This is a genomic window from Paenirhodobacter sp. YD-8, from assembly GCF_056590935.1.
In genome coordinates this window covers 927,287-951,669 of record NZ_CM152649.1, presented here as the reverse complement: position 1 = coordinate 951,669, position 24,383 = coordinate 927,287, and the positions used below count along the sequence as shown (strand labels likewise).

Annotated in this window: 18 protein-coding genes, 2 pseudogenes and 1 riboswitch; of the genes and pseudogenes, 13 read left to right on the top strand and 7 right to left on the bottom strand. The window is 69.4% G+C overall.

Going from position 1 to position 24,383, the window contains the following annotated elements:
• Positions 1 to 40: 40 nt before the first annotated feature.
• Positions 41 to 1,168, top strand: coding sequence for an NAD(P)/FAD-dependent oxidoreductase (locus tag AC0QTQ_RS04645; protein ID WP_480258486.1), 1,128 nt, complete (start codon positions 41 to 43; stop codon positions 1,166 to 1,168).
• Between the two features lie 6 nt (positions 1,169 to 1,174).
• On the opposite strand, the gene AC0QTQ_RS04640 is transcribed toward AC0QTQ_RS04645, so the two are convergent.
• The 4 genes and pseudogenes from AC0QTQ_RS04640 to AC0QTQ_RS04625 form a co-directional block, all read right to left on the bottom strand.
• Positions 1,175 to 1,420, bottom strand: coding sequence for a winged helix-turn-helix domain-containing protein (locus AC0QTQ_RS04640; RefSeq protein ID WP_480259194.1), 246 nt, complete (start codon positions 1,418 to 1,420; stop codon positions 1,175 to 1,177).
• Positions 1,421 to 1,531: 111 nt separating this feature from the next.
• Positions 1,532 to 1,630 (bottom strand): annotated as a pseudogene (locus AC0QTQ_RS04635) (DNA-binding response regulator); the annotation flags it as partial.
• Positions 1,607 to 1,885, bottom strand: a pseudogene (locus AC0QTQ_RS04630) (response regulator); the annotation flags it as partial. The pseudogenes AC0QTQ_RS04635 and AC0QTQ_RS04630, both read right to left, overlap by 24 nt.
• Complete coding sequence (locus tag AC0QTQ_RS04625; RefSeq protein WP_480258484.1) at positions 1,885 to 3,864, bottom strand: hybrid sensor histidine kinase/response regulator; 1,980 nt, start codon at positions 3,862 to 3,864, stop codon at positions 1,885 to 1,887. The pseudogene AC0QTQ_RS04630 and the gene AC0QTQ_RS04625, both read right to left, overlap by 1 nt.
• Before the next feature lie 340 nt (positions 3,865 to 4,204).
• On the opposite strand from AC0QTQ_RS04625, the gene AC0QTQ_RS04620 reads away from it, so the two are divergent.
• A complete protein-coding gene (locus AC0QTQ_RS04620; RefSeq protein WP_480258482.1) occupies positions 4,205 to 6,397 on the top strand; it encodes a 3-hydroxyacyl-CoA dehydrogenase/enoyl-CoA hydratase family protein in 2,193 nt (730 codons plus the stop codon).
• 51 nt (positions 6,398 to 6,448) lie between these two features.
• Positions 6,449 to 8,089 carry an acyl-CoA synthetase gene (locus tag AC0QTQ_RS04615; protein ID WP_480258477.1) on the top strand — a complete coding sequence of 547 codons (1,641 nt, stop codon included), beginning with the start codon at positions 6,449 to 6,451 and terminating at the stop codon, positions 8,087 to 8,089.
• Positions 8,090 to 8,123: 34 nt separating this feature from the next.
• Here AC0QTQ_RS04615 and AC0QTQ_RS04610 read toward each other — a convergent pair whose 3' ends face one another.
• Complete coding sequence (locus AC0QTQ_RS04610; RefSeq protein ID WP_480258474.1) at positions 8,124 to 9,086, bottom strand: threonine ammonia-lyase; 963 nt, start codon at positions 9,084 to 9,086, stop codon at positions 8,124 to 8,126.
• A gap of 159 nt (positions 9,087 to 9,245) precedes the next feature.
• Positions 9,246 to 9,445: riboswitch (cobalamin riboswitch) on the top strand.
• Positions 9,446 to 9,562: 117 nt separating this feature from the next.
• On the opposite strand from AC0QTQ_RS04610, the gene AC0QTQ_RS04605 reads away from it, so the two are divergent.
• The 7 genes from AC0QTQ_RS04605 (at position 9,563) to metH (ending at position 18,501) form a co-directional block, all read left to right on the top strand.
• Positions 9,563 to 11,374, top strand: a complete 1,812-nt coding sequence (locus AC0QTQ_RS04605; RefSeq protein WP_480258471.1) for a TonB-dependent receptor plug domain-containing protein — start codon at positions 9,563 to 9,565, stop codon at positions 11,372 to 11,374.
• A complete protein-coding gene (locus tag AC0QTQ_RS04600) occupies positions 11,349 to 12,206 on the top strand; it encodes an ABC transporter substrate-binding protein (RefSeq protein ID WP_480258470.1) in 858 nt (285 codons plus the stop codon). The genes AC0QTQ_RS04605 and AC0QTQ_RS04600 overlap by 26 nt, the downstream gene beginning before the upstream one ends.
• An 8-nt stretch (positions 12,207 to 12,214) precedes the next feature.
• On the top strand, positions 12,215 to 13,204 hold the full coding sequence (locus AC0QTQ_RS04595; protein WP_480259193.1) for a FecCD family ABC transporter permease: 990 nt from the start codon (positions 12,215 to 12,217) through the stop codon (positions 13,202 to 13,204).
• Positions 13,204 to 13,941 (top strand): ABC transporter ATP-binding protein, encoded by a 738-nt coding sequence (locus AC0QTQ_RS04590; protein ID WP_121530184.1) that lies wholly within the window; start codon positions 13,204 to 13,206, stop codon positions 13,939 to 13,941. Before AC0QTQ_RS04595 ends, AC0QTQ_RS04590 begins: the two co-directional genes overlap by 1 nt.
• On the top strand, positions 13,938 to 14,621 hold the full coding sequence (locus tag AC0QTQ_RS04585) for an adenosylcobinamide amidohydrolase (RefSeq protein ID WP_480258466.1): 684 nt from the start codon (positions 13,938 to 13,940) through the stop codon (positions 14,619 to 14,621). Before AC0QTQ_RS04590 ends, AC0QTQ_RS04585 begins: the two co-directional genes overlap by 4 nt.
• Positions 14,622 to 14,727: 106 nt before the next feature.
• Entirely contained in the window at positions 14,728 to 15,768 is a 1,041-nt protein-coding gene (locus tag AC0QTQ_RS04580; protein ID WP_480258463.1) for a homocysteine S-methyltransferase family protein, read from the top strand.
• A 9-nt stretch (positions 15,769 to 15,777) separates the two neighbouring features.
• Positions 15,778 to 18,501 carry a methionine synthase gene (gene metH / locus AC0QTQ_RS04575; protein WP_480258461.1) on the top strand — a complete coding sequence of 908 codons (2,724 nt, stop codon included), beginning with the start codon at positions 15,778 to 15,780 and terminating at the stop codon, positions 18,499 to 18,501.
• 87 nt (positions 18,502 to 18,588) lie between these two features.
• On the opposite strand, the gene AC0QTQ_RS04570 is transcribed toward metH, so the two are convergent.
• Both AC0QTQ_RS04570 and AC0QTQ_RS04565 read right to left on the bottom strand, forming a co-directional pair.
• Positions 18,589 to 19,680, bottom strand: a complete 1,092-nt coding sequence (locus tag AC0QTQ_RS04570; protein ID WP_480258458.1) for an FAD-binding oxidoreductase — start codon at positions 19,678 to 19,680, stop codon at positions 18,589 to 18,591.
• Positions 19,681 to 19,684: 4 nt separating this feature from the next.
• Positions 19,685 to 20,923, bottom strand: a complete 1,239-nt coding sequence (locus AC0QTQ_RS04565; RefSeq protein WP_480258454.1) for an aromatic ring-hydroxylating oxygenase subunit alpha — start codon at positions 20,921 to 20,923, stop codon at positions 19,685 to 19,687.
• Between the two features lie 249 nt (positions 20,924 to 21,172).
• Between AC0QTQ_RS04565 and AC0QTQ_RS04560 the strand changes: the two genes are divergently transcribed.
• The 3 genes from AC0QTQ_RS04560 to AC0QTQ_RS04550 all read left to right on the top strand — a co-directional run bounded on the left by AC0QTQ_RS04560 (position 21,173) and on the right by AC0QTQ_RS04550 (position 24,311).
• Positions 21,173 to 22,120 (top strand): LysR family transcriptional regulator, encoded by a 948-nt coding sequence (locus AC0QTQ_RS04560; protein WP_480258450.1) that lies wholly within the window; start codon positions 21,173 to 21,175, stop codon positions 22,118 to 22,120.
• A gap of 132 nt (positions 22,121 to 22,252) precedes the next feature.
• Entirely contained in the window at positions 22,253 to 23,224 is a 972-nt protein-coding gene (locus tag AC0QTQ_RS04555) for an ABC transporter permease (RefSeq protein WP_480258446.1), read from the top strand.
• Between the two features lie 61 nt (positions 23,225 to 23,285).
• Positions 23,286 to 24,311, top strand: a complete 1,026-nt coding sequence (locus AC0QTQ_RS04550; RefSeq protein WP_480258443.1) for a sugar ABC transporter substrate-binding protein — start codon at positions 23,286 to 23,288, stop codon at positions 24,309 to 24,311.
• Positions 24,312 to 24,383: the final 72 nt, after the last annotated feature.

The following is a 24,383-nucleotide window of genomic DNA, read 5'->3' as shown; positions in this document are numbered from 1 at the left end:
TACATTCCAGAGATCGAATATCTCAGCCCGGATCCAGCACATGACCAGAATTGCCATTCTCGGCTCGGGCTTTGCCGCCCTCACCGCCGTTCGCGAACTGCGCCGCCAGAAGGTCGAGGCCGAGATCACCGTCGTCTCGCCGCGCGAGGAACTGCATTACCTGCCCTCCTCGATCTGGATCCCGGCCGGGCTGCGCAAGGCCGAGGCGCTGCGCCTGCCGCTCGCGGCCTTCTTCGCGCGCCACCAGGTGAAGCACGTCAAGGCCTCGGTCACCGGCATGAAGGCCGCCGAGAAGGTGGTCGAGACCGATGCCGGCCCGATCATGGCCGACCAGATCCTGATCGCCACCGGTGGCCGCTTCATCCGCAAGCTGCCCGGCGTCGAGAACGCCATCATCCCCTGCGAGGGCATCCTTGCCGCCGAGCAGATCGCGGTGCGACTGAAGGCGATGGAGGGCGGCACGATCGCGATCGGCATGGCGACGAACCCGAATGAGCCGGGCGCGATGCGCGGCGGGCCGATGTTCGAATATCTCTTCATCCTCGACACGCTGTTGCGCCGCGAGGGCCGGCGCGACAAGTTCCGGCTGGTGTTCTTCAGCCCCTCGTCCCGCCCCGGCCAGCGGCTTGGCGAGAAGGCCGTCGACGGCATCCTGAAGGAGATGGCGAAGCGCGGCGTCGAGACGCATCTGGGCCACAAGATGGTGCGGATCGAGCCCGCCAAGGTGGTGACCGAGGGCGGCGAGATCGCGGCCGACCTGATCCTGTTCCAGCCCGGCATGACCGGGCCGGCGTGGCTCGCGAATGCCGATCTGCCGCTCTCGCCGGGCGGCATGGTGCTGTCCGACGGGCTGTGCCGGGTGGCGGACCGGCCCGGGATCTGGGTCGCGGGCGATGCCGGCAGCTTCCCGGGGCCGGACTGGATGCCGAAACAGGCGCATCAGGCCGACCTGCAGGCCAAGGCCGTCGCCGCCAACATCGCCGCGACGCTGAAGGGCGAGGAACCGAAGGCCGCCTTCGAGGCCGAGCTCGTATGCATCATGGACAGCCTCGACCGCGGCATGCTCGTGTTCCGTCGTGGCAAGATCAACATCGTGCTGCCCGCGCTGAAGCCGCTGCACTGGCTCAAGCGGATGTTCGAGAACCACTATCTGCGCGCCTATCGCTGAGCCGCGTCACAGCCAGTCGACATCGCTCGTCAGGATGTAGCCCGCGCCATAGACGGTGCGGATCAGCTCGGGCGCGTGGCTGTCATCCTCGAGCTTGCGGCGCAGCCGGCACACCCGCGCGTCGATCGAGCGGTCGAAGGGCTCGTCGGCGCGCCCGCGCGTGGCATCGAGCAGCTGCGCCCGGCTCAGCACCCGGTTCGGCGCGTTCAGGAAGGCGCCGAGCAGGCTGGTCTCCGAGGAGCTGAGCGCCACCTGCTGCCCCGCCGGGCCGGCAAGCGTGCAGGCCGTCAGGTTCGCCACCCAGCCGCCGAACCGCGCCTGCGCATGCGCCGCCGCCTCGCTTTCCTCGCGGGCAAGCGTGCCACGGCGCAGCACGGCGCGCACCCGCGCCACCAGCTCGCGCGGCTCGAACGGCTTGGTGATGTAGTCATCGGCGCCGATCTCGAGCCCGATCACCTTGTCGGTGACCGACCCGCGCCCGGTCACCACCACCCGCGGCACCGAGCGCGGCAACAGCCCCGAGCCGAGCAGGCCAAGCCCGTCGCCATCGGGCAAAGACAGGTCGATCAGGCACAGGTCGGGCAATTGCCGGCGCACCTCGCGCTCGAACTCGGCCAGACGGCGGAACTTGCGCAGCGCATAGCCCTGCTGGCTCAGCGTGCGCTCGATCAGCCGGGCGATGTCGAGGTCATCCTCGAGCAGGTAGATCAGGGGCATCAGTCTCTCCCGGCCTGTTGCGGCGCGCGCGCCTGCGCCCGCGCGGTGGCAAGTGCGGCGGCCAGCGCCGCATCGGTGAAGGGCTTGCGCAGGATGGGCAGGCCCGGAAGTTCGGCCGCCGCCTGACCGGCAAGCCCCGCCTTGCCGCTCATCAGCACGACGCCGGTGCCCGGCCGCTCGGCCGCCAGCCAGCGCGCCAGGCCGAACCCGTCGAGTGTGCCCGGCATGTCGATATCCGAGATCACCACCGCAATCGCGCCGATGCGCTGGATCAGCAGCTTCGCCTCGTCGGCACTGTCGGCCTCGATCAGCGGATGGCCAAGCGCGGCGATCTTGCGGCGCAGGGTGCGGCGCACGTCGCGGTCATCCTCGACCAGCAGCAGAAGCGGCGGGCTTTCCTCCTCGGGCGCGGGCTCGGGGGCGGGCAGCGCGAGCGGCGTGGGCGGCAGCGCGGCCAGCTCGACGCTGGGCAGCAGGATGGTGAAGCTCGTGCCCTTGCCCGGGGCGCTGTCGACCATGATCGCGCCATTCGACTGCTTGACGAAGCCATAGACCATCGACAGCCCAAGCCCCGAACCGGCGCCCGCCGCCTTCGAGGTGAAGAAGGGCTCGAAGATCCGCTCGACATGCTCGGGCGACATGCCGCAGCCGTCGTCGGAGAACCGCAGCCGGACATAGCGGCCGGCCGGCAGATAGAGCAGGTCCGCCTCCTGCGGCGGCAGGTCATAGGGCTCGATCGCGATACCGATCCGCCCCGCCCCGCCGGTCGCGTCACGCGCGTTCATCGCAAGGTTCAGGAGCGCCATCTCGAGCTGCGCGCGGTCGACCAGCGCCGGCGGCACCTCGGCCGCGCTTTCGGTGCCGATCACCAGCTTGCGCGGCATCGAGGCACGCAGAAGCGTGCAGATCTCGGCCACCGCGCCCGGGATGTCGGTCGGCTCGGGCGCGAACTGCTCGCGCCGGGCAAGCGTCAGAAGCCGCTGCGTCAGCGCCGAGCCGCGGCGGGCGGCGGCAATTGCCGGCGCCAGGAACTCGCGGTTCAGCTCGCCCTCGCCGATCTCCTCGGCAAGCGGCAGCAGGTTGCCCAGAATGACTGTCAGCAGGTTGTTGAAATCATGCGAGATGCCCGAGGCCATGCGGCCAAGCGCATCCATCTTCTGCGCCCCCATCAAGGCCGCCATCGCCGCCTTGCGCCGGGTGACGTCGATCGACAGCAGGTAAAACCCGATCACGTCGCCCGAGGACGGCCGCTCAGGCCGCAGCAGGGTGCGGATGTCCTTGAAGCGGCCATCGGGCAGCTCCACCCGCATCTCGAAATCGACAAGCGCGCCGCGCCGCGCCTGTTCGAAATAGCACTCGGAGTCGCCCAGCGTGCGGGACGACAGGACCTCGGTCGCGTGCAGCCCGATCATGTCCGCCGGGCTGCGGTGATAGGCGCGGGCGAAGCGGCGGTTGGCATAGAGGATGCGCAACTCGTTGTCGAAATGCGCGATCCCCGCGGGCACCTCGTCGGCGATCAGCGCCAGGCGCTCCTCGCTCAGCCGCAGCGCGCGGGTGCGCTCCTCGACCTGCGCCTCGAGCTGCACGGCGCGGTTGCGCCGCGCCGTGACATCGGCACAGGTCGACAGATAACCGCCCGAGGCGAGCGGCCGCCCCACCGCCTCGATCACCCGATCCATCGGCTTGGCCAGTTCGATCTGGATCCGCTCGGCGCGCCGCGCGCCGGCCATCCGCCCGCGCACCAGCGCCGCAGGGTCGCCCGGGCCGTAATCGCCACGCTCGGCAAAGCAGCGCACGAAGCTTTCGTAGTCCGCCCCCGGAAAGGCCAGCGCCGCGGGCAGGTCGTGCAATTCCAGAAAGCGCCGGTTCCAGGCCAGCAGCCGGAATTCGGCGTCGAAGACGGCAAAGCCCTCCTCGAGCTCGTTCAGCGCCTCCTCGAGCGGCACCGACAGGCCGGGGCGCACGGGTCTGTTCTGCATCGCGATTCCGATCGGTTCTCCTCCACCGCGGCCAGCATGCAACATCCCCCGCCCCCTCCAAAAGCCCGAAGCGGCGGACGTCACATTTCGATACAATTCGACAAAACTTGCGCAACACCCGCATGAGCTAGTGCCGGATGCAGCCGGGGTCGGAGGGGCCCGGGCCGCGCACGGGAGGACCCGTCACCGGATCTTTGGGCCAGCGGCCGGCCCCCCCATGCGGGAGGCCGCCTGCGCGCAAGGCACGGCCAGTGCGTCCCCCGGCCCCGAGACAGACGACCGCGGCGGCGCGCTGCCCGGTCCCGACGGCCCCGCGGGGCATGACGAGAAAGGCACGAAGATGACGGAACTGACGCAGGCCTGGGGCGTGACGACAAGCGGATGCCGCCGCGCCGTGGTGATCGGGGCGGGCTCGATGGGCGCGGGCATCGCCGCGCAATTCGCCAACGCCGGCGTTCCGGTCGACCTGCTCGACATCCCGGCCGAGGGCAACCGCAACGCCCGCGCCGAGGCCGGCATCGCCGCGCAGCTGAAGGCGGGCGGTTTCGCCGGCCCCGGCCCCGCCGCGCTCGTGCGCCCCGGCAACGTCGAGGATGACATCGGCCGCATCGCCGAGGCCGACTGGATCATCGAGGCGGTGATCGAGAACCTCGAAGTCAAGCGCGCGCTCTTCGCCAAGGTCGCGCCGCTTCTGGCGCCGGGTGCCGTGGTGTCCTCGAATACCTCGACGATCCTGCGCGAGCTGCTGACCGAGGGCTTCGGCGCCGCGTTCGCCGCGCGCTTCGCGATCTCGCATTTCTTCAACCCGCCGCGGCACATGGCGCTGCTCGAGCTGGTCGCCGAGGACGGCGGGCCGGCGCAGGCCTTCATCCGCAAGGCCGGGCGCGCGGTGCTGGGCAAGACGGTGATCGACTGCCGCGACACCCCCGGCTTCATCGCCAACCGCATCGGCTGCACCTGGATGTCGATCGCCATGGTCGAGGCGCTGCGCCTTGGCCTGACGATCGAGGAGGCCGACGCCGTGCAGACCGTCTTCGGCATCCCGCGCACCGGCGTCTTCGGCCTGTCGGATCTGGTCGGCGTCGACATGATCCCGAGCATCTGGGGCTCGCTGATGGGCGAGCTGCCCGGCGACGACGCGATCAACCGCTTCGACCTGCCGGCGAACGCGCTGGTCAGGGACATGATCGCCAAGGGCCGCTTCGGCCGCAAGTCGGGTGCGGGCTTCTACCGCAAGGCGGCCGACGGCAGCCGCGAGGTGATCGACCCGGCCACCGGCGAATACCGCGCGGTGCAGCCCGTCACCGTGCCCGGCGGCGGCAAGGACTTGGGCGCACTTCTGGCCGATCAGGGCAAGCTTGGCGCCTATGCGCGCGAGGTGCTAGGCGAGGTGCTGCGCTATGCCGCGGCCCATGTCGCCGAGATCTCGACCGGCCCCGCGGCGCTTGATGCGGCGCTCGAGCTCGGCTTTGCCTGGCGCAAGGGGCCCTTCGCCATCGCCCAGGGCCTCGATGCCGCCAGCCGCGTCACACTGAACCTGCCGGCGATGCCCGCGGTGGTGAAGGACGCCGCGGCGCATGACCCGCTCGACCGGGCGAAGGCGGCGGGGGCGAAGCTTGCCGGCAATGCCTCGGCCAGCCTGTGGGATCTGGGCGACGGCGTCGGCTGTCTCGAACTCACCACCAAGATGAACGCGGTCGACGACGGCGTCTTCGATATGATCGAGGAGACGCTGGGCAAGATCGGCGGCGCGGTGAAGGCACTGGTGGTCGGCAACCACGACCCGCGCGCCTTCTCGGCCGGCGCCAACCTCGCCCGTTTCGTCGAGATGATCGAAAGCGCGAACTGGGACGCGATCGGCGGCTTCATCGCCCGCGGCCATGCGCTTTACCCGCTGCTGCGGCAGGCGCCGGTGCCCTCGGTCGCGGCGGTGCAGGGGATCACGCTGGGCGGCGGCTGCGAGCTGACGCTGCATTGCGCGGCCCGCGTCGTGCATCTCGAGGCGAAGATCGGCCTGCCCGAGCACACGCTTGGCATCCTGCCGGGCTGGGGCGGCTGCACCCGGCTGACCGCGCGGCTTGGCGCGGCGAAGGCCTTCGCGGCACTGACCCAGCCGCGCCCGGCGGGCTCGGCGCGCGAGGCGGTGACGCTTGGCTTCCTCGACCCCGCGACGACGCAGGTGGTGATGCACGCGGATGACCGGATCGGCGCGGCGATGCAGACCGCGCTGGCGATGATCGACGGTTACGAGGCGCTTGCGCCCGAGCGGATCACCACCGGCGGCGCCGAGGAGGCCGAGGCGATCCTCGCCCCGCGCCGCGAGATGGTGGCGGCGGGCAAGCTGTCGGCGGCCGATCTCGCGGTGCAGGAGCACATCGCCTCGGTCATCACCGGCGGCCCGCTCGGCGGCGAGCTGGGCGAGGAGGATCTGCGCGCGCTCGAGGCCCGCGCCTTCGTCGAGATGATGCAGGTGCCGCTGACGCTTGCCCGGATCAAGCACATCCTCGAGACCGGCAAGCCGCTGAAGACCTGATCAGACAACCTGCGGCCGGGCGCCCTGCCCGGCCACACCAAGGGAGGACCCATGGAGCACAACATCTACAACATCGGGGTGGAGAAGACCCCGGCGAACTATCTGCCGATCACGCCGCTGAGCCTGATGGACCGCTCGGCCAAGGTCTATCCGGACCGGCTTGCGGTGGTCTACGAGGGCGTGCGCCGCACCTGGGGGGAGACCTATGCGCGCTGCCTGAAGATGGCCTCGGCCCTGTCGAAGCGCGGCTACGGCAAGGGCGACACGATCTCGATCATGGCGACCAACATCCCCGAGATGTTCGAGTCGCATTTCTCGGTGCCGATGGCCGGCGCGGTGCTGAACGCGATCAACACCCGTCTCGATGCCGAGGCCGTGGCCTTCATCCTCAGCCATGCCGAAAGCAAGGTGATCTTCGTCGACCCGGAATTCGCCGAGATCGTCGACCGCGCCGTGCACATTGCCCGGCCGCGCGACCTGCTGGTGGTCGACATCACCGACCCGTCCTTCGGCGCGGCGCGCAAGATCGGCCAGATCGGCTATGAGGAGCTGCTGGCCGAGGGCGATGCCGATTTCCGCTGGATCCGCCCCGACGACGAATGGGACGCGATCACGCTGAACTATACCTCGGGCACCACCGGCAACCCGAAGGGCGTGATCTATCACCACCGCGGCGCGCATCTGAATGCGCTGGCGAATGTCGTGTCGTGGCACATGGGGGACCGGCCGGTCTACCTGTGGACGCTGCCGATGTTCCATTGCAACGGCTGGTGCTTCCCTTGGACCATCGCCGCCTCGGCGGGGGTCGCGGTCTGCCTGCGCGCGGTGCGCGACGAACCGATCTATCGCCTCATCAAGGAAGAGGGCGTCACCCATTTCTGCGGCGCCTCGGTGGTGCTGGCGATGCTGGTGCATGCGGCCCCCGAGATGAAGGACGGCCTGCAGAAGGGCGTCAAGGTGCTGACCGGCGGCGCCCCGCCGCCCGCGATCATCATCGAGAAGATGGAGGCGCTCGGCTTCGACGTCACCCATGGCTATGGCCTGACCGAGACCTACGGCCCCGGCGTCACCTGCGCCTGGCACGAGGAATGGGACGGGCTGTCGCTGCCCGAACGCGCGAAGCTCAAGGCGCGGCAGGGCGTGCGCAACCACGCGATGGAAGAGATCATGGTGGCGAACCCCGACACCCAGGAGCCGGTGCCGGCCGATGGCGTGACGATGGGCGAGATCTTCATGCGCGGCAACAACGTGATGAAGGGGTACCTCAAGAACCCCACCGCCACCGACGAGGCCTTTGCCGGCGGCTGGTTCGCCTCGGGTGACCTCGGGGTGATGCACCCCGATGGCTATATCGAGCTGAAGGACCGCTCGAAGGACATCATCATCTCGGGCGGCGAGAATATCTCCTCGATCGAGGTCGAGGACGTGCTCTACAAGCACCCCGAGGTGATGGAAGCGGCCGTCGTCGCCCGCCCGCATGAACGCTGGGGCGAGACGCCCTGCGCCTTCGTCAAGCTGCGCGCGGGCTCGGAGGTGAGCGACAAGGAGCTGATCGCCTTCTGCCGGCAGAACATGGCGCATTTCAAGGCGCCGAAGACCGTGGTGTTCGGCGATCTGCCGAAGACCTCGACCGGCAAGGTGCAGAAATTCGTGCTGCGCGACCGGGCGCGGCAGATGGAACTGCAGTCCTGAGACAGACGAAGGGGGCCCGGCGGGCCCCCTTTCGCTATCCGGCCAGCGCGCGGACGATCATCGCCGGATCGGCATTGCCGCCCGAGACCACGGCGATCACCGGCCGGTCCGCCTCGAAGGCCGCAGGGCGGGCGAGCGCCGCGGCAAGCGCCACCGCGCCGCCCGGCTCGGCCAGGATCTTCAGCCGCAGCGCCGCCGCCCGCATCGCCGCCAGCGCCTCGGCGTCGCTCACCGCAATGCCCGGGCCGCACAGCCGCGCCATCACCGGGAAGGTCAGCTCGCCCGGCATCGCCGTGACGATCGCGTCGCAGATCGAGCCCGCCGCCTGCGCATTCGCCACCCGCCGCCCGGCGGCAAGCGAGCGTGTGGCGTCATCGAAGCCCTCAGGCTCGCAGGGCCGCACCCGCAGCCCCGGCGCCCGCGCCTGAAGCGCCAGTGCAATCCCCGCCGTCATCCCGCCGCCGCCGCAGGGCACGAGCACATCGGCGGCCGCGATGCCAAGCTGCGCGCAATCCTCGGCGATCTCGAGCCCGATCGTGCCCTGCCCGGCAATCACCTGCGGCTCGTCATAGGGTTTCACCAAGACCAGCCCGCGCTCGGCCGCGATCCGCGCGCCGATCTCCTCGCGGCTTTCCTCGACGCGGTCATAGAGCACCACCTCGGCGCCGAAGGCCCGGGTGTTGTCGATCTTCAGCGCCGGCGCGTCCGAGGGCATGACGATCACCGCCGTCAGCCCGAGACGCCGCGCCGCATGGGCGACGCCCTGCGCGTGGTTGCCCGAGGAAAAGGCGATCACCCCGCGCGTGCCCGCGGGCAGCGCCGTCAGCGCCGACCAGGCACCGCGGAACTTGAACGAGCCCGTGTGCTGCAGGCATTCGGGTTTCACCAGAACCCGCCGCCCCGCGACCGCGTCGAGGAAGGGCGAGGAAAGAAGCGGCGTGCGCCGGGCATGGCCGGCAAGCCGCGCCGCGGCGGCCTCGATCATCGTGATGTCCATGCGCCTTCATCCCACGCCCCGGCGCAATCGGGCAAGAGGGCTTGGGCGGGCAAGAGGGCATGGGCCCACCCCGTCGCTGCACCGCGGCAAATCCGCATCGCCAGCTCACGCGGCCCTCGCGCAGGCTCACGGGCGCTTGACAGCGCCGCCCCCGATCGCGCAAGACGAACGCGCCTCGGTTCCGGGCCCAAAGTCCGGATGAAAAGGGAATGCGGTGCGCCTTCGGGTCATGCCGCAGCTGCCCCCGCAACTGTAAGCGGCGAGCGAAGACGGCAACTGCCACTGGGGCGATCCCCCGGGAAGGCCCGTCCGAGCCCAGACCCGCAAGCCAGGAGACCTGCCGCGGCACTCACCCTTGTCCGATGCGGGGCGCATCGGTTCAGCGGCCATCCGCAGTGGTGATTGTCGCCGTCTGCGGGATCTCCCGTCAGATTTCGTTTCACGAGGGGCCCTGCCCCGCCCTGAGGGAGTTCCGCATGCAAAACCTGCGCATCTCGCTGCTTCTCACCACCGCCCTCGTCACCGCGCTGCCCGCCGGCGCCGAGGACACCACCGCGCTCGACGAGATCACCGTCTCGGCCAATCTCGAGGCCACCGGCACCGACCGCACCGGCGCCACCGTCACCGTCGTCACCGCCGACGAGCTGGCGCAGGCCGGCGACACCCGCGTTGCCGATTACCTCGCGCGCCTGCCCGGGATCTCGGTGAACGGTTCGGGCCCGATCGGCACCACCGCGTCGCTCTATCTGCGCGGCGCGCCGGCGCAATACATCCCCGTGCTGGTCGACGGCATCGAGGTGGGCGATCCGGCCTCGCCCCAGGGGGCCTATGACTTCGGCACGCTCTCGACCGCCGATGTGAGCCGCATCGAGGTGCTCGAGGGCTCGAGCTCGGCGCTTTACGGCTCGCAGGCGGTGGCCGGCGTGATCAACATCACCACCAAGCGCGCGACGAAACTTGGCACCGAGCAGTCGGTCGCCACCGAATACGGCCAGTATGCCACCCGCAAGTTCAGCTATTCGGTCGCCACCAAGACCGAGAATGCCGAGGCCGCGCTGACCTATTCGCATATCTCGACGCATGGCTTCTCGGCCCGCGACGAGAACGACGGCAATTTTGAGGCCGACGGCTATCGCGCCAACCGGCTCAGCTTCTTCGGTCAGTACACTTTCGCGAACGGGCTGACGCTTGGCGCGAACGGCTTTGCCGAGAAGAGCTGGGGCGAATTCGACGATTACACCGGCGATGTCGCCGGCACGCCGGGCGACGACTTCACCACCCGCGACACCAAGGGCGCGCGCGTCTTTGCCGATTTCGTCACCGGCGCCGTCGACAACACGCTCGACGCGACCTGGTTCGACAGCGACCGGCAGTCGTGCTCGAACGGCTGGTGCGACCCGTTCGACGGCACCCGTACCAAGCTTGGCTATCAGGGCGCGACGGATCTGGGGGCGACGGCGCGGCTCGTCTTCGGCGCCGACACCACCAAGGAGAAATCCGCCGGCGCCTCGACCCGCACCAACGGTGTCTTCGGCGAGCTGAACTGGGCCGCGGCCGAAAAGCTCGACCTGACCTTCTCGCTGCGCCATGACGACCACAGCGATTTCGGCGGCTTCACCTCGGGGCGGATCGCGGCGGTCTACCGGCTGCAGGACGACCTTCTGCTGCGCGCCTCGCTCGGCAACGGCTTCCGCGCCCCCTCGCTCTATGAGCTTTTCAGCGTCTATGGCGACCCCGACCTGAAGCGCGAGGACAGCCAGAGCGCCGACATCGGCATCGAGAAACGCTGGGGCGAGACGGCGAGCCTGCGCGCCACCGCCTTCTATCTCGACGCCAAGAACCTGATCGGCTGGGATTACGCCGCCACCGCCTGCGGTCAGCCCTGGGGCTGCTATGCGCAGGTGCCGGGCCATTCGCGCCGCTCTGGGCTGGAACTGGCCGGCCATTACCGGGTCTCGCCGCGTCTCGATCTGGCCGCGGCCTATACCTACACCGACAATTCGGTCTCGACCGGCTGGGCGGCGGTCGCGCGTCATGACCTGACCGTCACCGCCACCGGCACGATCACCGAGGCACTGTCGGGCGACATGTCGGTGCATTACGTCGCCGACCGGCCCGACGGGATGCCCGAATATGCGGTGGTCAACGCCTCGCTCGACTATGACTTCGGCGAGGGGCGGACCGGCTATCTGCGGGTCGAGAACCTGTTCGACAAGGAATACCAGACGAACAAGGGCTATGGCACCTCGGACCGGGCCTTCTATGTCGGGCTCCGTGCGTCGTTCTGAGCGGCATAAGGGCTGGCGGGCGCTTGCGCTTGCCGCCGCGCTGATGCTGGCGCCCCCCGCCGCGGCCGAGGTGCCGCAGCGGGTGGTGTCGATCAACCTGTGCACCGACCAGCTGGCGATGCTGCTCGCCGCACCCGGGCAGCTTGTCTCGGTGTCGAACCTCGCCCGCGATCCGCTCGCCTCGGCGATGGCCGAGGAGGCCGCGGCCTATCCCGAGAACCACGGCCTTGCCGAAGAGGTCTTCGCGCTGCGCCCCGATCTGGTGCTGGCAGGCACCTATACCAGCCCCGCGACGACGGGCCTGCTGCGCCGCCTTGGCGTGCGGGTCGAGACCTTCGCCCCCGCCTCCGACATGGCGGCCGTGCGCGCCGAGATCCTCGCCATGGGAACCGCCCTCGGCCGTGACGAGGCCGCCCGCGCGATGGTGGCGCAGTTCGATGCCGATCTGGCCGCGCTGCGCGCCGATCCCGCCACCGGCCCGCGCGCCGCACTCTACTATGCCAACAGCTATTCGCTGGGCGACAAGACGCTTTCGGGGCAGATCCTCGCCGCTGCCGGGTTCCGCAATGTCGGTGCCGAGGCGGGGCTGAGCATCGGCGGCACCCTGCCGCTCGAGGTGCTGATCCTCGCCCATCCCGATCTCATCGTCTCGGGGCAGCGCTATCCCGGCGCCTCGCGCTCGGAAGAGGTGCTCGACCACCCCGCGCTCGCCGCGCTCGGCTCCGCCTCGGCGCGGGCGGCGATGGCGGATCGTGACTGGATCTGCGGAACGCCCTATGTTCTGCGCGCCGTGCGGGCGCTGCGTGCCGCCCGCGACGGCCTGACGGAGTGACCATGCGCCTGCCCTATCCCGCGCTTCTTGCCGCGCTCGGCCTTGCCGGCGCCCTGCTGTTCCTCGCCTCGCTGCTGGTCGGCCCGGCGGCGATCGGGCTGTCGGACAGCCTCGCCGCGCTGATCCATGGTCAGGGCGAGGCGGTGACGCTGGTGATGCGCGAGGTGCGGCTGCCGCGCGCGATCCTCGGCGCGGCGATCGGCGCGGCGCTCGGGCTGTCGGGCGCGCTGCTGCAGGGGCTGTTGCGCAACCCGCTGGCCGAGCCGGGGCTGATCGGCACCTCCTCCTCGGCGGCGCTCGGCGCGGTGCTGGCGATCCAGACCGGGGTCTCGGCGGCCTTCGCGCTCGCCCTGCCGCTTGCCGCGCTTGCGGGCGCGCTTGCCTCGGTCGCGATCCTGATGCTGCTCTCGGGCCCGCGCGGCTCGACGCTGACGCTGATCCTGGCGGGCATCGGGATCTCGTCGCTCGCCACCGCCACCACGGCGCTGATCCTGAACCTCTCGCCCAACCCCTTCGCCGCGAACGAGATCATCTTCTGGATGATGGGCTCGCTTGCCGACCGCTCGATGCTGCATGTGCAGCTGGCGCTGCCCTTCCTCGGCCTTGGCGCGCTGCTGGCGATCCCCGCCGCGCGCAGCCTCGACGCGCTGACGCTGGGCGAGGATGCCGCGGCCTCGATGGGGGTGAACCTGCGCCGGCTGCGGCTGCTGACGGTGCTGGCCGCGGCGCTGATGGTCGGCGCCGCGACCGCCGTCGCCGGCGCCGTGGGCTTTGTCGGCCTCGTCGTGCCGCACCTGCTGCGCCGCGCTTGCGACGCGCGGCCCAGCCGGCTGCTCGCCGCCTCGGCGCTTGGCGGGGCGGCAGTGGTGCTGGCGGCCGATGTCGCGGTGCGCCTGATCGCGCCGGACCGCGACCTGAAACTGGGCGTGCTGACCGCGCTTGTCGGCGCGCCCTTCTTCCTGCACCTGATCTTGCGCACCCGGCAGGAGGGGCTGTGATGCGGCTTGTCCTCGATCATCTGACCGTCCGCCGCGGCCCCTGCCCGGTGCTGCACGATATTTCCCTGACGCTGGCCGAGGGCGAATTCGTCGGCCTTCTGGGCCCGAACGGCGCGGGCAAGACCACGCTTTTGCGCGCGGCGCTTGGGCTCTTGCCGGCCGGGGGACACTCGTCGATCGCCGCATTGCCGCCCGCCGCCCGCGCCCGTGCCGCGGCCTTCCTGCCGCAGGGCCGCGAGATCGCCTGGCCGATGCCGGTCGAGACGCTGGTCGCACTCGGTCGTCCCGGGCGCCGGCCCGAGGATACCGCCGCCGTTGCCCGCGCCATCGACCGGCTGGGCCTTGCCCCCCTGCGGCCGCGCCGCGCGACCGAGCTTTCGGGCGGCGAACAGGCCCGCGTGCTGCTCGCCCGCGCGCTGGCACAGGAGGCGCCGCTGCTGCTGGCCGACGAACCCACCGCCGGGCTTGATCCCGAGCAGCAGCTTGCGGTGATGACGCTCTTTGCCGGGCTTGCGGCCGAGGGCGGCACGGTGCTCGCCTCGCTCCATGACCTCGGCCTTGCGGCGCGGCACTGCACCCGACTGATCGTGCTCGACACGGGCCGGATCGTTGCCGACGGCGCCCCCCGCGCGGTGCTGACCGAGGCGCTGCTGGCCGGCACCTTCGGCATCCGCGCGCACCTGTCCGAGGGCCCCGAGGGGCTGATCTTCCAGCCGCTCGGGCGGGTCGCGCGATGATCGTCACCTGCGACAGGCCCTGGCTTTGCGCCGATCTCGGCGCGCCGCACCGGGTGCTCAGCTGGGCCGTCCACAACGGCGGGCTCACCCGCGCCTCGCGGATCTGGTGGCGCGAGGTGCGCAATGCCGACCTGCCCGCCGATCTTGACGTCACGCCCTGGCTTGCGCGCGAGATGGCGGGGCGGGGCGGCGCCGATGCGGTCGGCCTGCTCACCTCGCGCGACATCCGCGCCCATGCCCTGACCCGCGCCGAGATCGAGGGCGTGACGGTCGAGGCGCTGACCACCGCGGGCCTCTCGAACGCCGAGGCCGTGGGCCGGCGGCAGGACTGGGCGGGCATGGACTGGGGCACGATCAACATCGCCGTGCAGATCCATGCCGCACTGACCGAGCCCGCGCTTTTCGAGGCGCTCAGCATCGCGACCGAAGCCCGCACCGCGGCGGTGATCGAGGCGGCGATCGAGCTGCCGACCGGGCTTGCCACCGGCACCGGCACCGACTGCATCGCGATCGCCGCGCGCGAGGCAGGCCCCGCCCTGCCCCACGCCGGCCTGCACACCGCGCTTGGCGAGGCGATCGGCGCCGCGGTGCGCGCGGGCGTCGCCCGCTGCATCGCCGACTGGCGCATCGACATCCGCCGGCTGCGGCGCCTGAAGGCGGAGGGCAAGCCGCTCGACTGACCCCGAACTTCGATTTCACTCATAATCTTTACGAAAATTATGAATTTGCGCGCGGGTTGCCGGCGCAGTAGGGTCTTTGCTGCTTTGCAAGGAGGCCCGTACGCCGATGATCAACCTTCGCCTGCCCCGCACCGAGGCCTTCGCCCGCCTCGAGGCGCTTTCCCGCGAGCGCATCCTGATCCTCGACGGCGCCATGGGCACGCAGATCCAGAGCCTTGGCCTGAGCGAAGAGGATTATACCGGCTGCGGCGGCGGCTGCGCCTGCCACATCCATTCGGACAAGCCGCAGAAGGGCAACAACGATCTGCTGATCCTGACCCAGCCCGAGGCGATCGAGGAGATCCACCTGCGCTATGCCCGCGCCGGCGCCGATATCGTCGAGACCAACACCTTTTCCTCGACCACCATCGCGCAGGCCGATTACTGCATGGAAGACAAGGTGTTCGAGCTGAACCGCGAGGGCGCCCGCCTGGCCCGCCGGGCAATGGACCGCGCCGAGGCCGAGGACGGCCGGCCGCGCTTCGTCGCCGGCGCCGTCGGGCCCACGAACCGCACCGCCTCGATCAGCCCCGACGTGAACGACCCGGGCTATCGCGCCGTCACCTTCGACGACCTGCGCCGCGCCTATGGCGAGCAGGTGCGCGGCCTGATCGCCGGCGGCTCGGACCTGATCCTGATCGAGACGATCTTCGACACGCTGAACGCCAAGGCCGCGATCTTTGCCTGTTTCGAGGCCTTCGCCGAGCACGGCGCGCGGCTGCCGCTGATGATCTCGGGCACGATCACCGACGCCTCGGGGCGCACGCTCTCGGGCCAGACGCCCACCGCCTTCTGGTATTCGGTGCAGCACGCGCAGCCCTTCACCGTGGGGCTGAACTGCGCCCTTGGCGCCGCCGCGATGCGCCCGCATCTGGCGGAACTGTCGGCCGTCGCCGACACACGGATCTGCGCCTATCCGAACGCCGGTCTGCCGAATGCCTTCGGCCAGTATGACGAGGGCCCCGAGGACACCGCCCGGCAAGTGGCCGACTTCGCTCGCGAGGGGCTGGTGAACGTCGTCGGCGGCTGCTGCGGCACCACGCCCGAGCATATCCGCGCCATCGCCGAGGCGGTGCGTCCCTTCGCCCCCCGCAAGATCCCCGCCTGAGGTACGACCATGACCAACCACCTGCTGCGCCTCTCCGGGCTTGAACCCTTCACCCTCACCCCCGACATCCCCTTCGTGAACGTGGGTGAGCGCACCAACGTCACCGGCTCGGCGCGGTTTCGCAAGCTGATCACCAATCGCGACTATGCCGCGGCGCTGGAAGTGGCCCGCAGCCAGGTCGAGAACGGCGCGCAGGTGATCGACATCAACATGGACGAGGGGCTGATCGATTCGAAGGCCGCGATGGTCGAGTTCCTGAACCTCGTCGCCGCCGAGCCCGACATCGCCCGCGTGCCGGTGATGATCGACAGCTCGAAATGGGAGGTGATCGAGGCCGGCCTGCAATGCGTGCAGGGCAAGCCGATCGTCAACTCGATCAGCCTGAAGGAGGGCGAGGACGCCTTCCGTGCCCATGCCTCGCTCTGCCTTGCCTATGGCGCCGCGGTGGTGGTGATGGCCTTCGACGAAAAGGGCCAGGCCGACAGCTTCGAGCGCAAGACCCGGATCTGCGAGCGCGCCTATCGCATCCTCGTGGACGAGCTCGGCTTCCCGCCCGAGGACATCATCTTCGACCCGAACATCTTCGCCGTGGCGACGGGCATCGAGGAACACGACAATTACGGCGTCGACTTCATCGAGGCGACGCGCTGGATCAGGGCGAACCTGCCCTACGCCCATGTCTCGGGCGGGGTGTCGAACCTCTCGTTCAGCTTCCGCGGCAACGAACCGGTGCGCGAGGCGATGCACGCGGTGTTCCTCTATCACGCCATTCAGGCCGGCATGGACATGGGCATCGTCAACGCCGGCCAGCTTGCGGTCTATGACCAGATCGACCCCGAGTTGCGCGAGACCTGCGAGGACGTGGTGCTGAACCGCGTGCCCAAGGCCGGCGGCACCGCGACCGAACGGCTTCTGACCATCGCCGAACGCTTCAAGGGCGCGGGCGCGAAGGAGGAGAAGGCACGCGACCTCGCCTGGCGCGAGTGGCCGGTGGCGAAGCGGCTCGAACATGCGCTGGTGAACGGCATCACCGAATTCATCGAGGCCGACACCGAGGAGGCCCGTCAGGCCGCCGCCCGCCCGCTCGATGTGATCGAGGGGCCGCTGATGGCGGGCATGAACGTCGTCGGCGACCTCTTCGGTGCGGGCAAGATGTTCCTGCCGCAGGTGGTGAAATCCGCCCGCGTGATGAAACAGGCGGTGGCGGTGCTGCTGCCTTACATGGAAGAGGAAAAGGCCGCGAATGGCGGCACCGGGCGCGAGACCGCAGGCAAGGTGCTGATGGCGACGGTGAAGGGCGATGTGCATGACATCGGCAAGAACATCGTCGGCGTCGTGCTGGCGTGCAACAATTACGAGATCATCGACCTTGGCGTAATGGTGCCGCCGCAGAAGATCCTCGAGGTGGCGAAGGCCGAACGGGTCGACGCGATCGGGCTCTCGGGTCTCATCACCCCCTCGCTCGACGAGATGGTGCACATGGCCGCCGAGCTCGAGCGCGAGGGCTTCGACATTCCGCTGCTGATCGGCGGCGCGACCACCTCGAAGGTGCACACGGCGGTGAAGATCGCGCCGCGCTACACCCACAGCCAGGCGGTCTATGTCACCGACGCGAGCCGCGCCGTGGGCGTCGTCAGCCAGCTGCTGAGCGCCGAGCACAAGGTCGCCTATATCGACCAGGTCCGCGCCGAGTATCGCGACGTGGCCGAGCGGCACGAGCGCGCGGAACTGGCGAAACAGCGCCTGCCGCTGGCGGACGCGCGGGCGAATGCGCTGGCGATCGACTGGGCGGGCTATGCCGCGCCGGCGCCGCACTTCCTGGGCACGAAGGTTCTGGCCGACTGGGACTTGGCCGAGATCGCGCGCTATATCGACTGGACCCCGTTCTTCCAGACCTGGGAGCTGAAGGGCGTCTATCCGCGCATCCTCGAGGACGAGAAGCAGGGCGAGGCGGCGCGCGCGCTGTTCGCCGATGCGCAGGCGATGCTTGACCGCATCATCGCCGAGAAGTGGTTCAACCCCAAGGCGGTGGTCGGCTTCTGGCCGGCGAATGCCGAGGGCGACGACATCCGGCTTTTCACCGGCGAGGACCGGGCGACGCCGCTGGCTACGCTGCATACCCTGCGCCAGCAGACCCGCAAGCGCGAGGGCCGGCCGAACGTGGCGCTGGCCGATTTCGTCGGCCCGGCGGGCGTGCCCGACCATGTCGGCGGCTTCGTGGTGACCGCGGGCCCCGAGGAGCAGGAAATCGCCGCGCGCTATGAACGCGCGCATGACGACTACGGCGCGATCCTGGTCAAGGCGCTCGCCGACCGGATCGCCGAGGCGCTGGCCGAGCTGCTGCACGCCCGCGTGCGGCGCGAGTTCTGGGCCTATGCGCCCGACGAGGGCTATAGCCCCGAGGAACTGATCGCCGAGCCCTATCGCGGCATCCGCCCGGCCCCAGGCTATCCCGCCCAGCCCGACCACACCGAGAAGGTCACGCTCTTCGATCTGCTCGACGCCACCGAAGCGACCGGGGTGACGCTGACCGACAGCATGGCGATGTGGCCCGGCTCGTCGGTCTCGGGGCTCTACATCGCCCATCCCGAGGCCTATTACTTCGGCGTCGCCCGGGTCGAGCGCGATCAGGCCGAGGAGTACGCCCGGCGCAAGGGCATGACGCTCACCGAAGCCGAGCGCTGGCTTGCCCCGGTGCTGAACTACGTTCCGGTGGCCAGCTCGGCCGCCTGAACCCTCCTCCGCAGACAAGAAAACGCCCGCCGGAAATGGCGGGCGTTTCAGTCTGTGAGTGGTGGCTCTTGCCGGCCCCTGAACGGGTCAGACCTCGACCTCGACCTTGCCCATCGGGTTCGAGCAGCAGGCAAGGATCCAGCCCTCTTCGATATCCTCGTCCGAGATCCCGCCGTTGTGCACCATGTGCACCTCGCCCGAGACCTTCTTCACCTTGCAGGTGCCGCACAGCCCGAAGGTGCAGCCCGAGGGGATGTTCAGCCCCGACCGCTTGGCGACGGCCAGAATCGTGTCGGTCTCGGCGCAGGGCGCGGTGACGCCACTCTCGGTGAAGATGACCTCGGCCTTCATCCCTTCCTCGGGGGTGACGTCCTCGATCACCGGCGCCTCAGCCTCGGTCGCCACCGGGGCACCGAAGCTTTCCTGGTGGTAATGCTCCATGTCATAGCCGAGCGAGATCAGCATCTCGCGCACTGCCTGCATGAAGGGCTCGGGCCCGCAGCAGAACACCTCGCGCTCCAGATAGTCGGGTGCCATCAGGCCCAGCATGATCTGGTTCAGCCGGCCGTGATAGCCCGGCCAGGAGCGGAACGGGTCCGGCTCCTCGACGGTCAGGCGCAGCTGCAGCCCCGGCACCCGGTTCGCGAACTGCTCGAGCCGCTCGCGGAAGATGATGTCCGAGGGCCGGCGGGCGGCGTGGACGAAGGCGATGTCGGGCATCTCGCCCGAATCCCAGGCCCAGGTGGTCATCGACATCATCGGGGTGATCCCCGAGCCCGCCGAGATGAACAGGTATTTCTTCGCCGGGTGGCGCAGGAAGGAGAAGATCCCCGAGGGCCCGAAGGCGCGGATCCGCATCCCGGGCTTCAGGTGATCGAGCATCCAGCGCGTGCCGATGCTGTCCTTCTGCGCCTTCACCGTGACCGAGATCGAGAGCGGCCGCGACGGGCTCGACGAGATCGTGTAGGTGCGCTGCACGTTCCCCGCCGCCCCCTTCGCCGGATCGACCGGCAGGTCGAGGGTGACGAACTGCCCCGGCTGATAGTCGAACCACGCGCCCGAAGGCGCGCGGAAGGTGAAGGTGGCGGTGTCAGAGGTCTCCGGCACCACCATCGCGCATTCAAGCGGCTCCGAATCCTGCCAGGGCTCGGCGCCCCAGTTCAGCCGGGGTTTCGCCATCCGATCACTCCGCCGCCAGCGCGGGTCTGGGCGCAAGACGCGCCGACATCAGGTCGCAATACCAGTCGACGAACTGGATCACGCCCTCCTCGACCACGGTCGAATAGGGGCCGGGCTCGTAGGCCGGCGACAGGATGCCCTTCTGGTTCTCCTCGACGACGCGGCGGTCTTCGTCATTCGTCGCTTCCCAGACCTCGGTCAGTTCCTTGAGGTTGTAATCCTCGCCCTCGACCGCATCCTTCGGCACCAGCCAGGTGGTGGTGACGAGGGTTTCCGTGGCGCTGACCGGCAGCACCCGGAAGACGATCGCGTGATCGGCGAGGAAGTGGTTCCAGCTGTTGGGGTAGTGGTAGAACAGCAGCGAGCCGGCATCGAAGAAGGGCATCTGCCCCATCAGCTTGTTGACCGCGCGCTTCGTGCTCATGGTGTAGCTCTCGGCGTTGTTCAGCAGCGGAATGCGGGCCAGACGCCACTGCATCTTCGGCTCGTTGGTGAAGCGCGAGGGCAGGCCGGCCTCCTCGCAGCGCTTCCAGTGCTCGAGGATCTCGGGCGCGGCGCTGTCGGGGCCTTCCATCGCCGTCATCGTCGGGCTGTCGGAATAGGTGCGGCACAGCGAGGGGTGCGAGCCGCCGCAGTGATAGCACTCGCGGTTGTTTTCCAGCACCAGCTTCCAGTTGCCCTTCTCGACGATGGTCGAGGTGAAGGCGACCTTGGCGTCCGCGATGCCCGAGGGGGCGAGATAGGTCGACAGCTTCTCTTCCAGAAGCGCGGTGTCGGGGGGCGTGTCCGCGAGGCAGACGAAGACCATGCCGCCGATGGTCTTGCACGCCACCGGCTTCAGCCCGTGCGCCGCCGGGTCGAAGCTCTGCTGCATGTCCTTCGCGTAGAGCAGCCGGCCGTCCAGCTCGTAGGTCCACTGGTGATAGGGGCAGACGATCTTCGGCGCCGCGCCGGTTTCCTTCGCGCACAGCCGCTGGCCGCGGTGGCGGCAGACGTTGTGGAAGGCGCGGATCGCGCCGTCGGCGCCGCGCACGATGACGACCGGATAGGCGCCGATCTGCAGCGTCGCATAGGCGCCGGTCTTGGTCAGCTGCACCGCCGGAATCGCGAACAGCCATTCCTTGTACCAGATCTGCTCGAGATCCGCCTCGAAGACGCCCGGATCGCAGTAGAGATCGCGTTCGAGCGCATAGTTCGGGCGGCGTGCATCGAGAAGCGCGCGGATTTCGGTCTTGCCCAGCATGTGGCACCTCTGTTGGCTCCGCGCCTTGCGCACGGATCGGGCTGAAGGGGGGCGGCAGGCCGCCGTGACTCGCTGCGGACGGGGCCGCATGAGCCCACTCTAGCCAGAGTTTTCGTGGCGCCGATCAACATTTGCGACACCGGATCGACGGAAAAAGACCTGCCGCTTCGCACCGCCGCGGATGCAGCAGGATTGTTGACGCATCGCCCTGCCCGCGCCTAGGCTTTCCCCGGCCAAACCGGAGCGCCCATGGACATCCGCACCTACACCGCCTTCGCCGCCACCGCCGAGACACTGAACGTCACCCGCGCGGCCGAACGGCTGAACCTGACGCAATCGGCGCTGTCGCGGCAGATCAAGGCGCTCGAGGATCACCTGGGCGTGGCGCTGTTCGAGAAGGCCGGGCGCAACATCCGCCTGACCGCCGCGGGCGAGGCGCTGCGTGGCCGCGTCGGTGCGGTGCTCGCCGCCGATCGCAGCCTGCTGGCCTGCGCCGAGGATCTGGCGAAGGGCGATACCGGGCTTCTGCGCGTCGGCGCCTGCTCGCAGATGATCGAGCGCTATCTGCCCACCTTCCTGCGCGGCTGGCGCGCGGCCAATCCGGGGATCGAACTGCGGCTCGAGGATGGCGGCGGGCCGGAACTGGCCGGCAAGCTCAAGGACGGGCAGTTGCACCTGACCCTCTCGGCCGCGCCCTCGGCGCCGATCGACGTGCTCGAAAGCCTGCCGCTCGGCCGGCTCGGCTTTCTCGCCGTGGCCGAGCCGGAACTTCTGCCCGAGGGCAATGCGCCGGTTGAACTGGCCGATCTGCTCGACCGGCCGATCCTGACGCTGAACCGCCGCCACGCCTCGCGCGAGGTGTTCGACGCCGCCTGCCGGGTCTCGGGGACCGTCGCCGACATCGTGCTGGAAAGCTATTCACCGCACACGCTGTTCGCCATGGCCGAGGGCGGCAACGGCATCGCGGTGGTGCCCTCTTCGGCCAAGCCCCCGGTCGAGCGGCTGGTGAGCCGGCCGATCGCGCTCAATGGCGACCCGGTGCAGTTCGGCATCTGCGCGATGTGGAACGCGCGGGCCGGGCTGCCGCTCTATGGCCGGCGCTTCATCGAAGAGCTCGGCGCCCATATCCGCGCCGATCAGGCCCCCGAGGACGGCCGCCTGCCCGCCGCCCGCTATGGCCGGCTGCAGGTGGTCTGACCCCCGGATCCATTCCGGTTTCGCATCGGTTTTGGTCGAAATTATTCATTGGACCATGCTGCGCGCGCGCGACTAGCCTGACCGGATCGGCCCGCCCCGCAAGAGGACGGCCGCCACAGGAAGGTCTTGCCGATGGGTTTTCTCGGATCCCTCAATCAGGAGCGCATCGTCTTCGCGATCGCGGTGGGAATCTTCGTCGTCGCGGCGCTGACCCTGCCGGGGTTCTTCACCGCCGACAATCTGGTGGCGATCGTGCGCTCGGTCTCGGTGCTGGGCATCCTCGCGCTCGGCATGGCGATCATCGTGATCGGCCGTGGCATCGACCTGTCGATGGTGGCGGTGATGGCGATGTCGGTGGCGTGGTATCTGCAGATGCTGGGCAACGGCATGAGCGACGGCGCGGCGCTTGGTCTGGCCCTTGCCGGCGTGGTGGCGATCGGCTTCGCGAACGGCTTCCTTGTCGCCTATGCCGAAGTGCCGGCGATCTTCGTCACCCTCGCCTCGGCCTCCTTCGTCTACGGGCTGGTGCGCTCGCAGCTGATCGGCTCGGACGCGGTGCCGGTGCCGCCCGGGCACTGGGTGGCCGAGCTCGGCGCGCTGCGGCTTGCCGACGTGCCGGTCGAGGTCTTCGTCTTCGCCGGTCTCGCCCTTGCCGCCTTCGTCTTCCTGCGCTTCACCAAATGGGGGCGTTATGTCTATTACGCGGGCGACAACCCGGCGGCGGCGCGCAATGTCGGCATGCCGGTGCGCCCGATGCTGGTGCTGCGTTACGTGATCTCGTCGCTCGTCGCCTTCGCCGCCGGGATCCTGACCGCGGGCAGCCTGCAGTCGATGAACACCCGCGTGGTGAACTCGACCCAGCTTTACGACATCGTTCTGGTGACGGTGATCGGCGGCATCGGGCTCGCGGGCGGCAAGGGCGGCGTGCGCAACGTGCTGATCGGCGCCGCGCTGATCGGCATCATGCTGAACGCGATGACCATCCTCGACATCCCGCTTCTCTATCAGAACCTGATCAAGTCCGCGATCCTGCTGGCCGCGATCATCTTCGACGGCGTGCTGAACCCGCGCGACGAGCAGACCGCGCAGCAAGGCGACATCTGAGACCGACGACCGCCCCCGCGCGCGATCCGGGCGGCGGGCCATTTCCAACAGGGGTAACGACATGAAGACACTGCTGAAGACTGCCTTGATGACCGCCGCGGCCGCGGGGTTCCTCGGCGCCGCGACGCTGCCCGCCGCCGCCCTCGACGATCCGGGCCCGGCCGCCTATTCGGCCGCGCTGAAGGGCAAGAAGGTGATGCTGGTGCCGCTGTCGATGGGCTTCGACCTGGCGCAGGGCTGGACCGCCTTCCTCAAGCGCGAGATCGACGCCTTCGGCGGCACGCTCGAGACCCGCGACCCGAACTGGTCGGCCGAGGCCGGCGCGCAGGCGATCACCGAGGCGATCTCCTCGGCCGAGAAGCCCGACGTGCTGATCGTGATGTCGCCCGACCTGAACAGCTATTCGAAGCTGCTGAAGAAGGCGCAGCAGGCCGGGATCTATGTGATCCTTGTCGACAACCCGGCGAACTTCAAGGCCGACGTCTACACCGGCTCGGACTGGACCCAGCTTGGCCGGCTCGAGGCCGAGGCGGTGGTCAAGGGCTGTGGCGAGGGCAGCTCGAAGAAGATCGGCCTTGTCCAGGGCGATCAGGTCAACGCCACCAGCCTGTTCCAATATGCGGGCATCATGGAGGTGCTGGCGAAATATCCCGATTTCCAGGTCGTGGCGAAACCCGACTCGAACTGGGATGCCACCACCTCGCGCAACGTGACCACCACGATGCTGCAGCAAAACCCCGACATCTGCGGCATCATCGACTTCTGGGACGGCGACGCGACCGGCGCCGCTGCCGCGATCCGGGATGCGGGGCTGCAGGACAAGGTCTACCTCGTGACCACCGGCGGCGGCGAGAAGACCGCCGATTGCGACCGGCTCGAGGATGGCACCTATGACGCCGTGGTGATGACCGATCTCGCCCACGAGTCGAGCGACATGGTGGCGATGATCAAGTACCTGCTGCAAAGCGGTCAGGCGCCGGGCACCTCGTCGGCCTATCTCTACACGCTGCTCAAGGCCACCACCAAGGCCGACCTGACCCCCGGCACCTGCTGGGATCTGCAGGCGCTGCAGGCGGCGGCGAAGTAAGCCCTTCCCCACTCACGCGACGACCACTCACGCGAACCGGGGCGGCCCTGCGGGGCCGCCCTCCCCTCCCCC

What these genes read in the sequence shown, in the direction of transcription:
- AC0QTQ_RS04625 (WP_480258484.1), bottom strand. Translation starts at nt 3,864, where the DNA reads ATGCAGAACAGACCCGTGCGCCCCGGCCTGTCGGTGCCGCTCGAGGAG.
- AC0QTQ_RS04565 (WP_480258454.1), bottom strand. Translation starts at nt 20,923, where the DNA reads ATGCTGGGCAAGACCGAAATCCGCGCGCTTCTCGATGCACGCCGCCCG.
- AC0QTQ_RS04590 (WP_121530184.1), top strand. Translation starts at nt 13,204, where the DNA reads ATGCGGCTTGTCCTCGATCATCTGACCGTCCGCCGCGGCCCCTGCCCG.
- AC0QTQ_RS04570 (WP_480258458.1), bottom strand. Translation starts at nt 19,680, where the DNA reads ATGGCGAAACCCCGGCTGAACTGGGGCGCCGAGCCCTGGCAGGATTCG.
- AC0QTQ_RS04615 (WP_480258477.1), top strand. Translation starts at nt 6,449, where the DNA reads ATGGAGCACAACATCTACAACATCGGGGTGGAGAAGACCCCGGCGAAC.
- AC0QTQ_RS04550 (WP_480258443.1), top strand. Translation starts at nt 23,286, where the DNA reads ATGAAGACACTGCTGAAGACTGCCTTGATGACCGCCGCGGCCGCGGGG.
- AC0QTQ_RS04620 (WP_480258482.1), top strand. Translation starts at nt 4,205, where the DNA reads ATGACGGAACTGACGCAGGCCTGGGGCGTGACGACAAGCGGATGCCGC.
- AC0QTQ_RS04555 (WP_480258446.1), top strand. Translation starts at nt 22,253, where the DNA reads ATGGGTTTTCTCGGATCCCTCAATCAGGAGCGCATCGTCTTCGCGATC.
- AC0QTQ_RS04560 (WP_480258450.1), top strand. Translation starts at nt 21,173, where the DNA reads ATGGACATCCGCACCTACACCGCCTTCGCCGCCACCGCCGAGACACTG.
- metH (WP_480258461.1), top strand. Translation starts at nt 15,778, where the DNA reads ATGACCAACCACCTGCTGCGCCTCTCCGGGCTTGAACCCTTCACCCTC.
- AC0QTQ_RS04605 (WP_480258471.1), top strand. Translation starts at nt 9,563, where the DNA reads ATGCAAAACCTGCGCATCTCGCTGCTTCTCACCACCGCCCTCGTCACC.
- AC0QTQ_RS04585 (WP_480258466.1), top strand. Translation starts at nt 13,938, where the DNA reads ATGATCGTCACCTGCGACAGGCCCTGGCTTTGCGCCGATCTCGGCGCG.
- AC0QTQ_RS04610 (WP_480258474.1), bottom strand. Translation starts at nt 9,086, where the DNA reads ATGGACATCACGATGATCGAGGCCGCCGCGGCGCGGCTTGCCGGCCAT.
- AC0QTQ_RS04600 (WP_480258470.1), top strand. Translation starts at nt 11,349, where the DNA reads ATGTCGGGCTCCGTGCGTCGTTCTGAGCGGCATAAGGGCTGGCGGGCG.
- AC0QTQ_RS04645 (WP_480258486.1), top strand. Translation starts at nt 41, where the DNA reads ATGACCAGAATTGCCATTCTCGGCTCGGGCTTTGCCGCCCTCACCGCC.
- AC0QTQ_RS04580 (WP_480258463.1), top strand. Translation starts at nt 14,728, where the DNA reads ATGATCAACCTTCGCCTGCCCCGCACCGAGGCCTTCGCCCGCCTCGAG.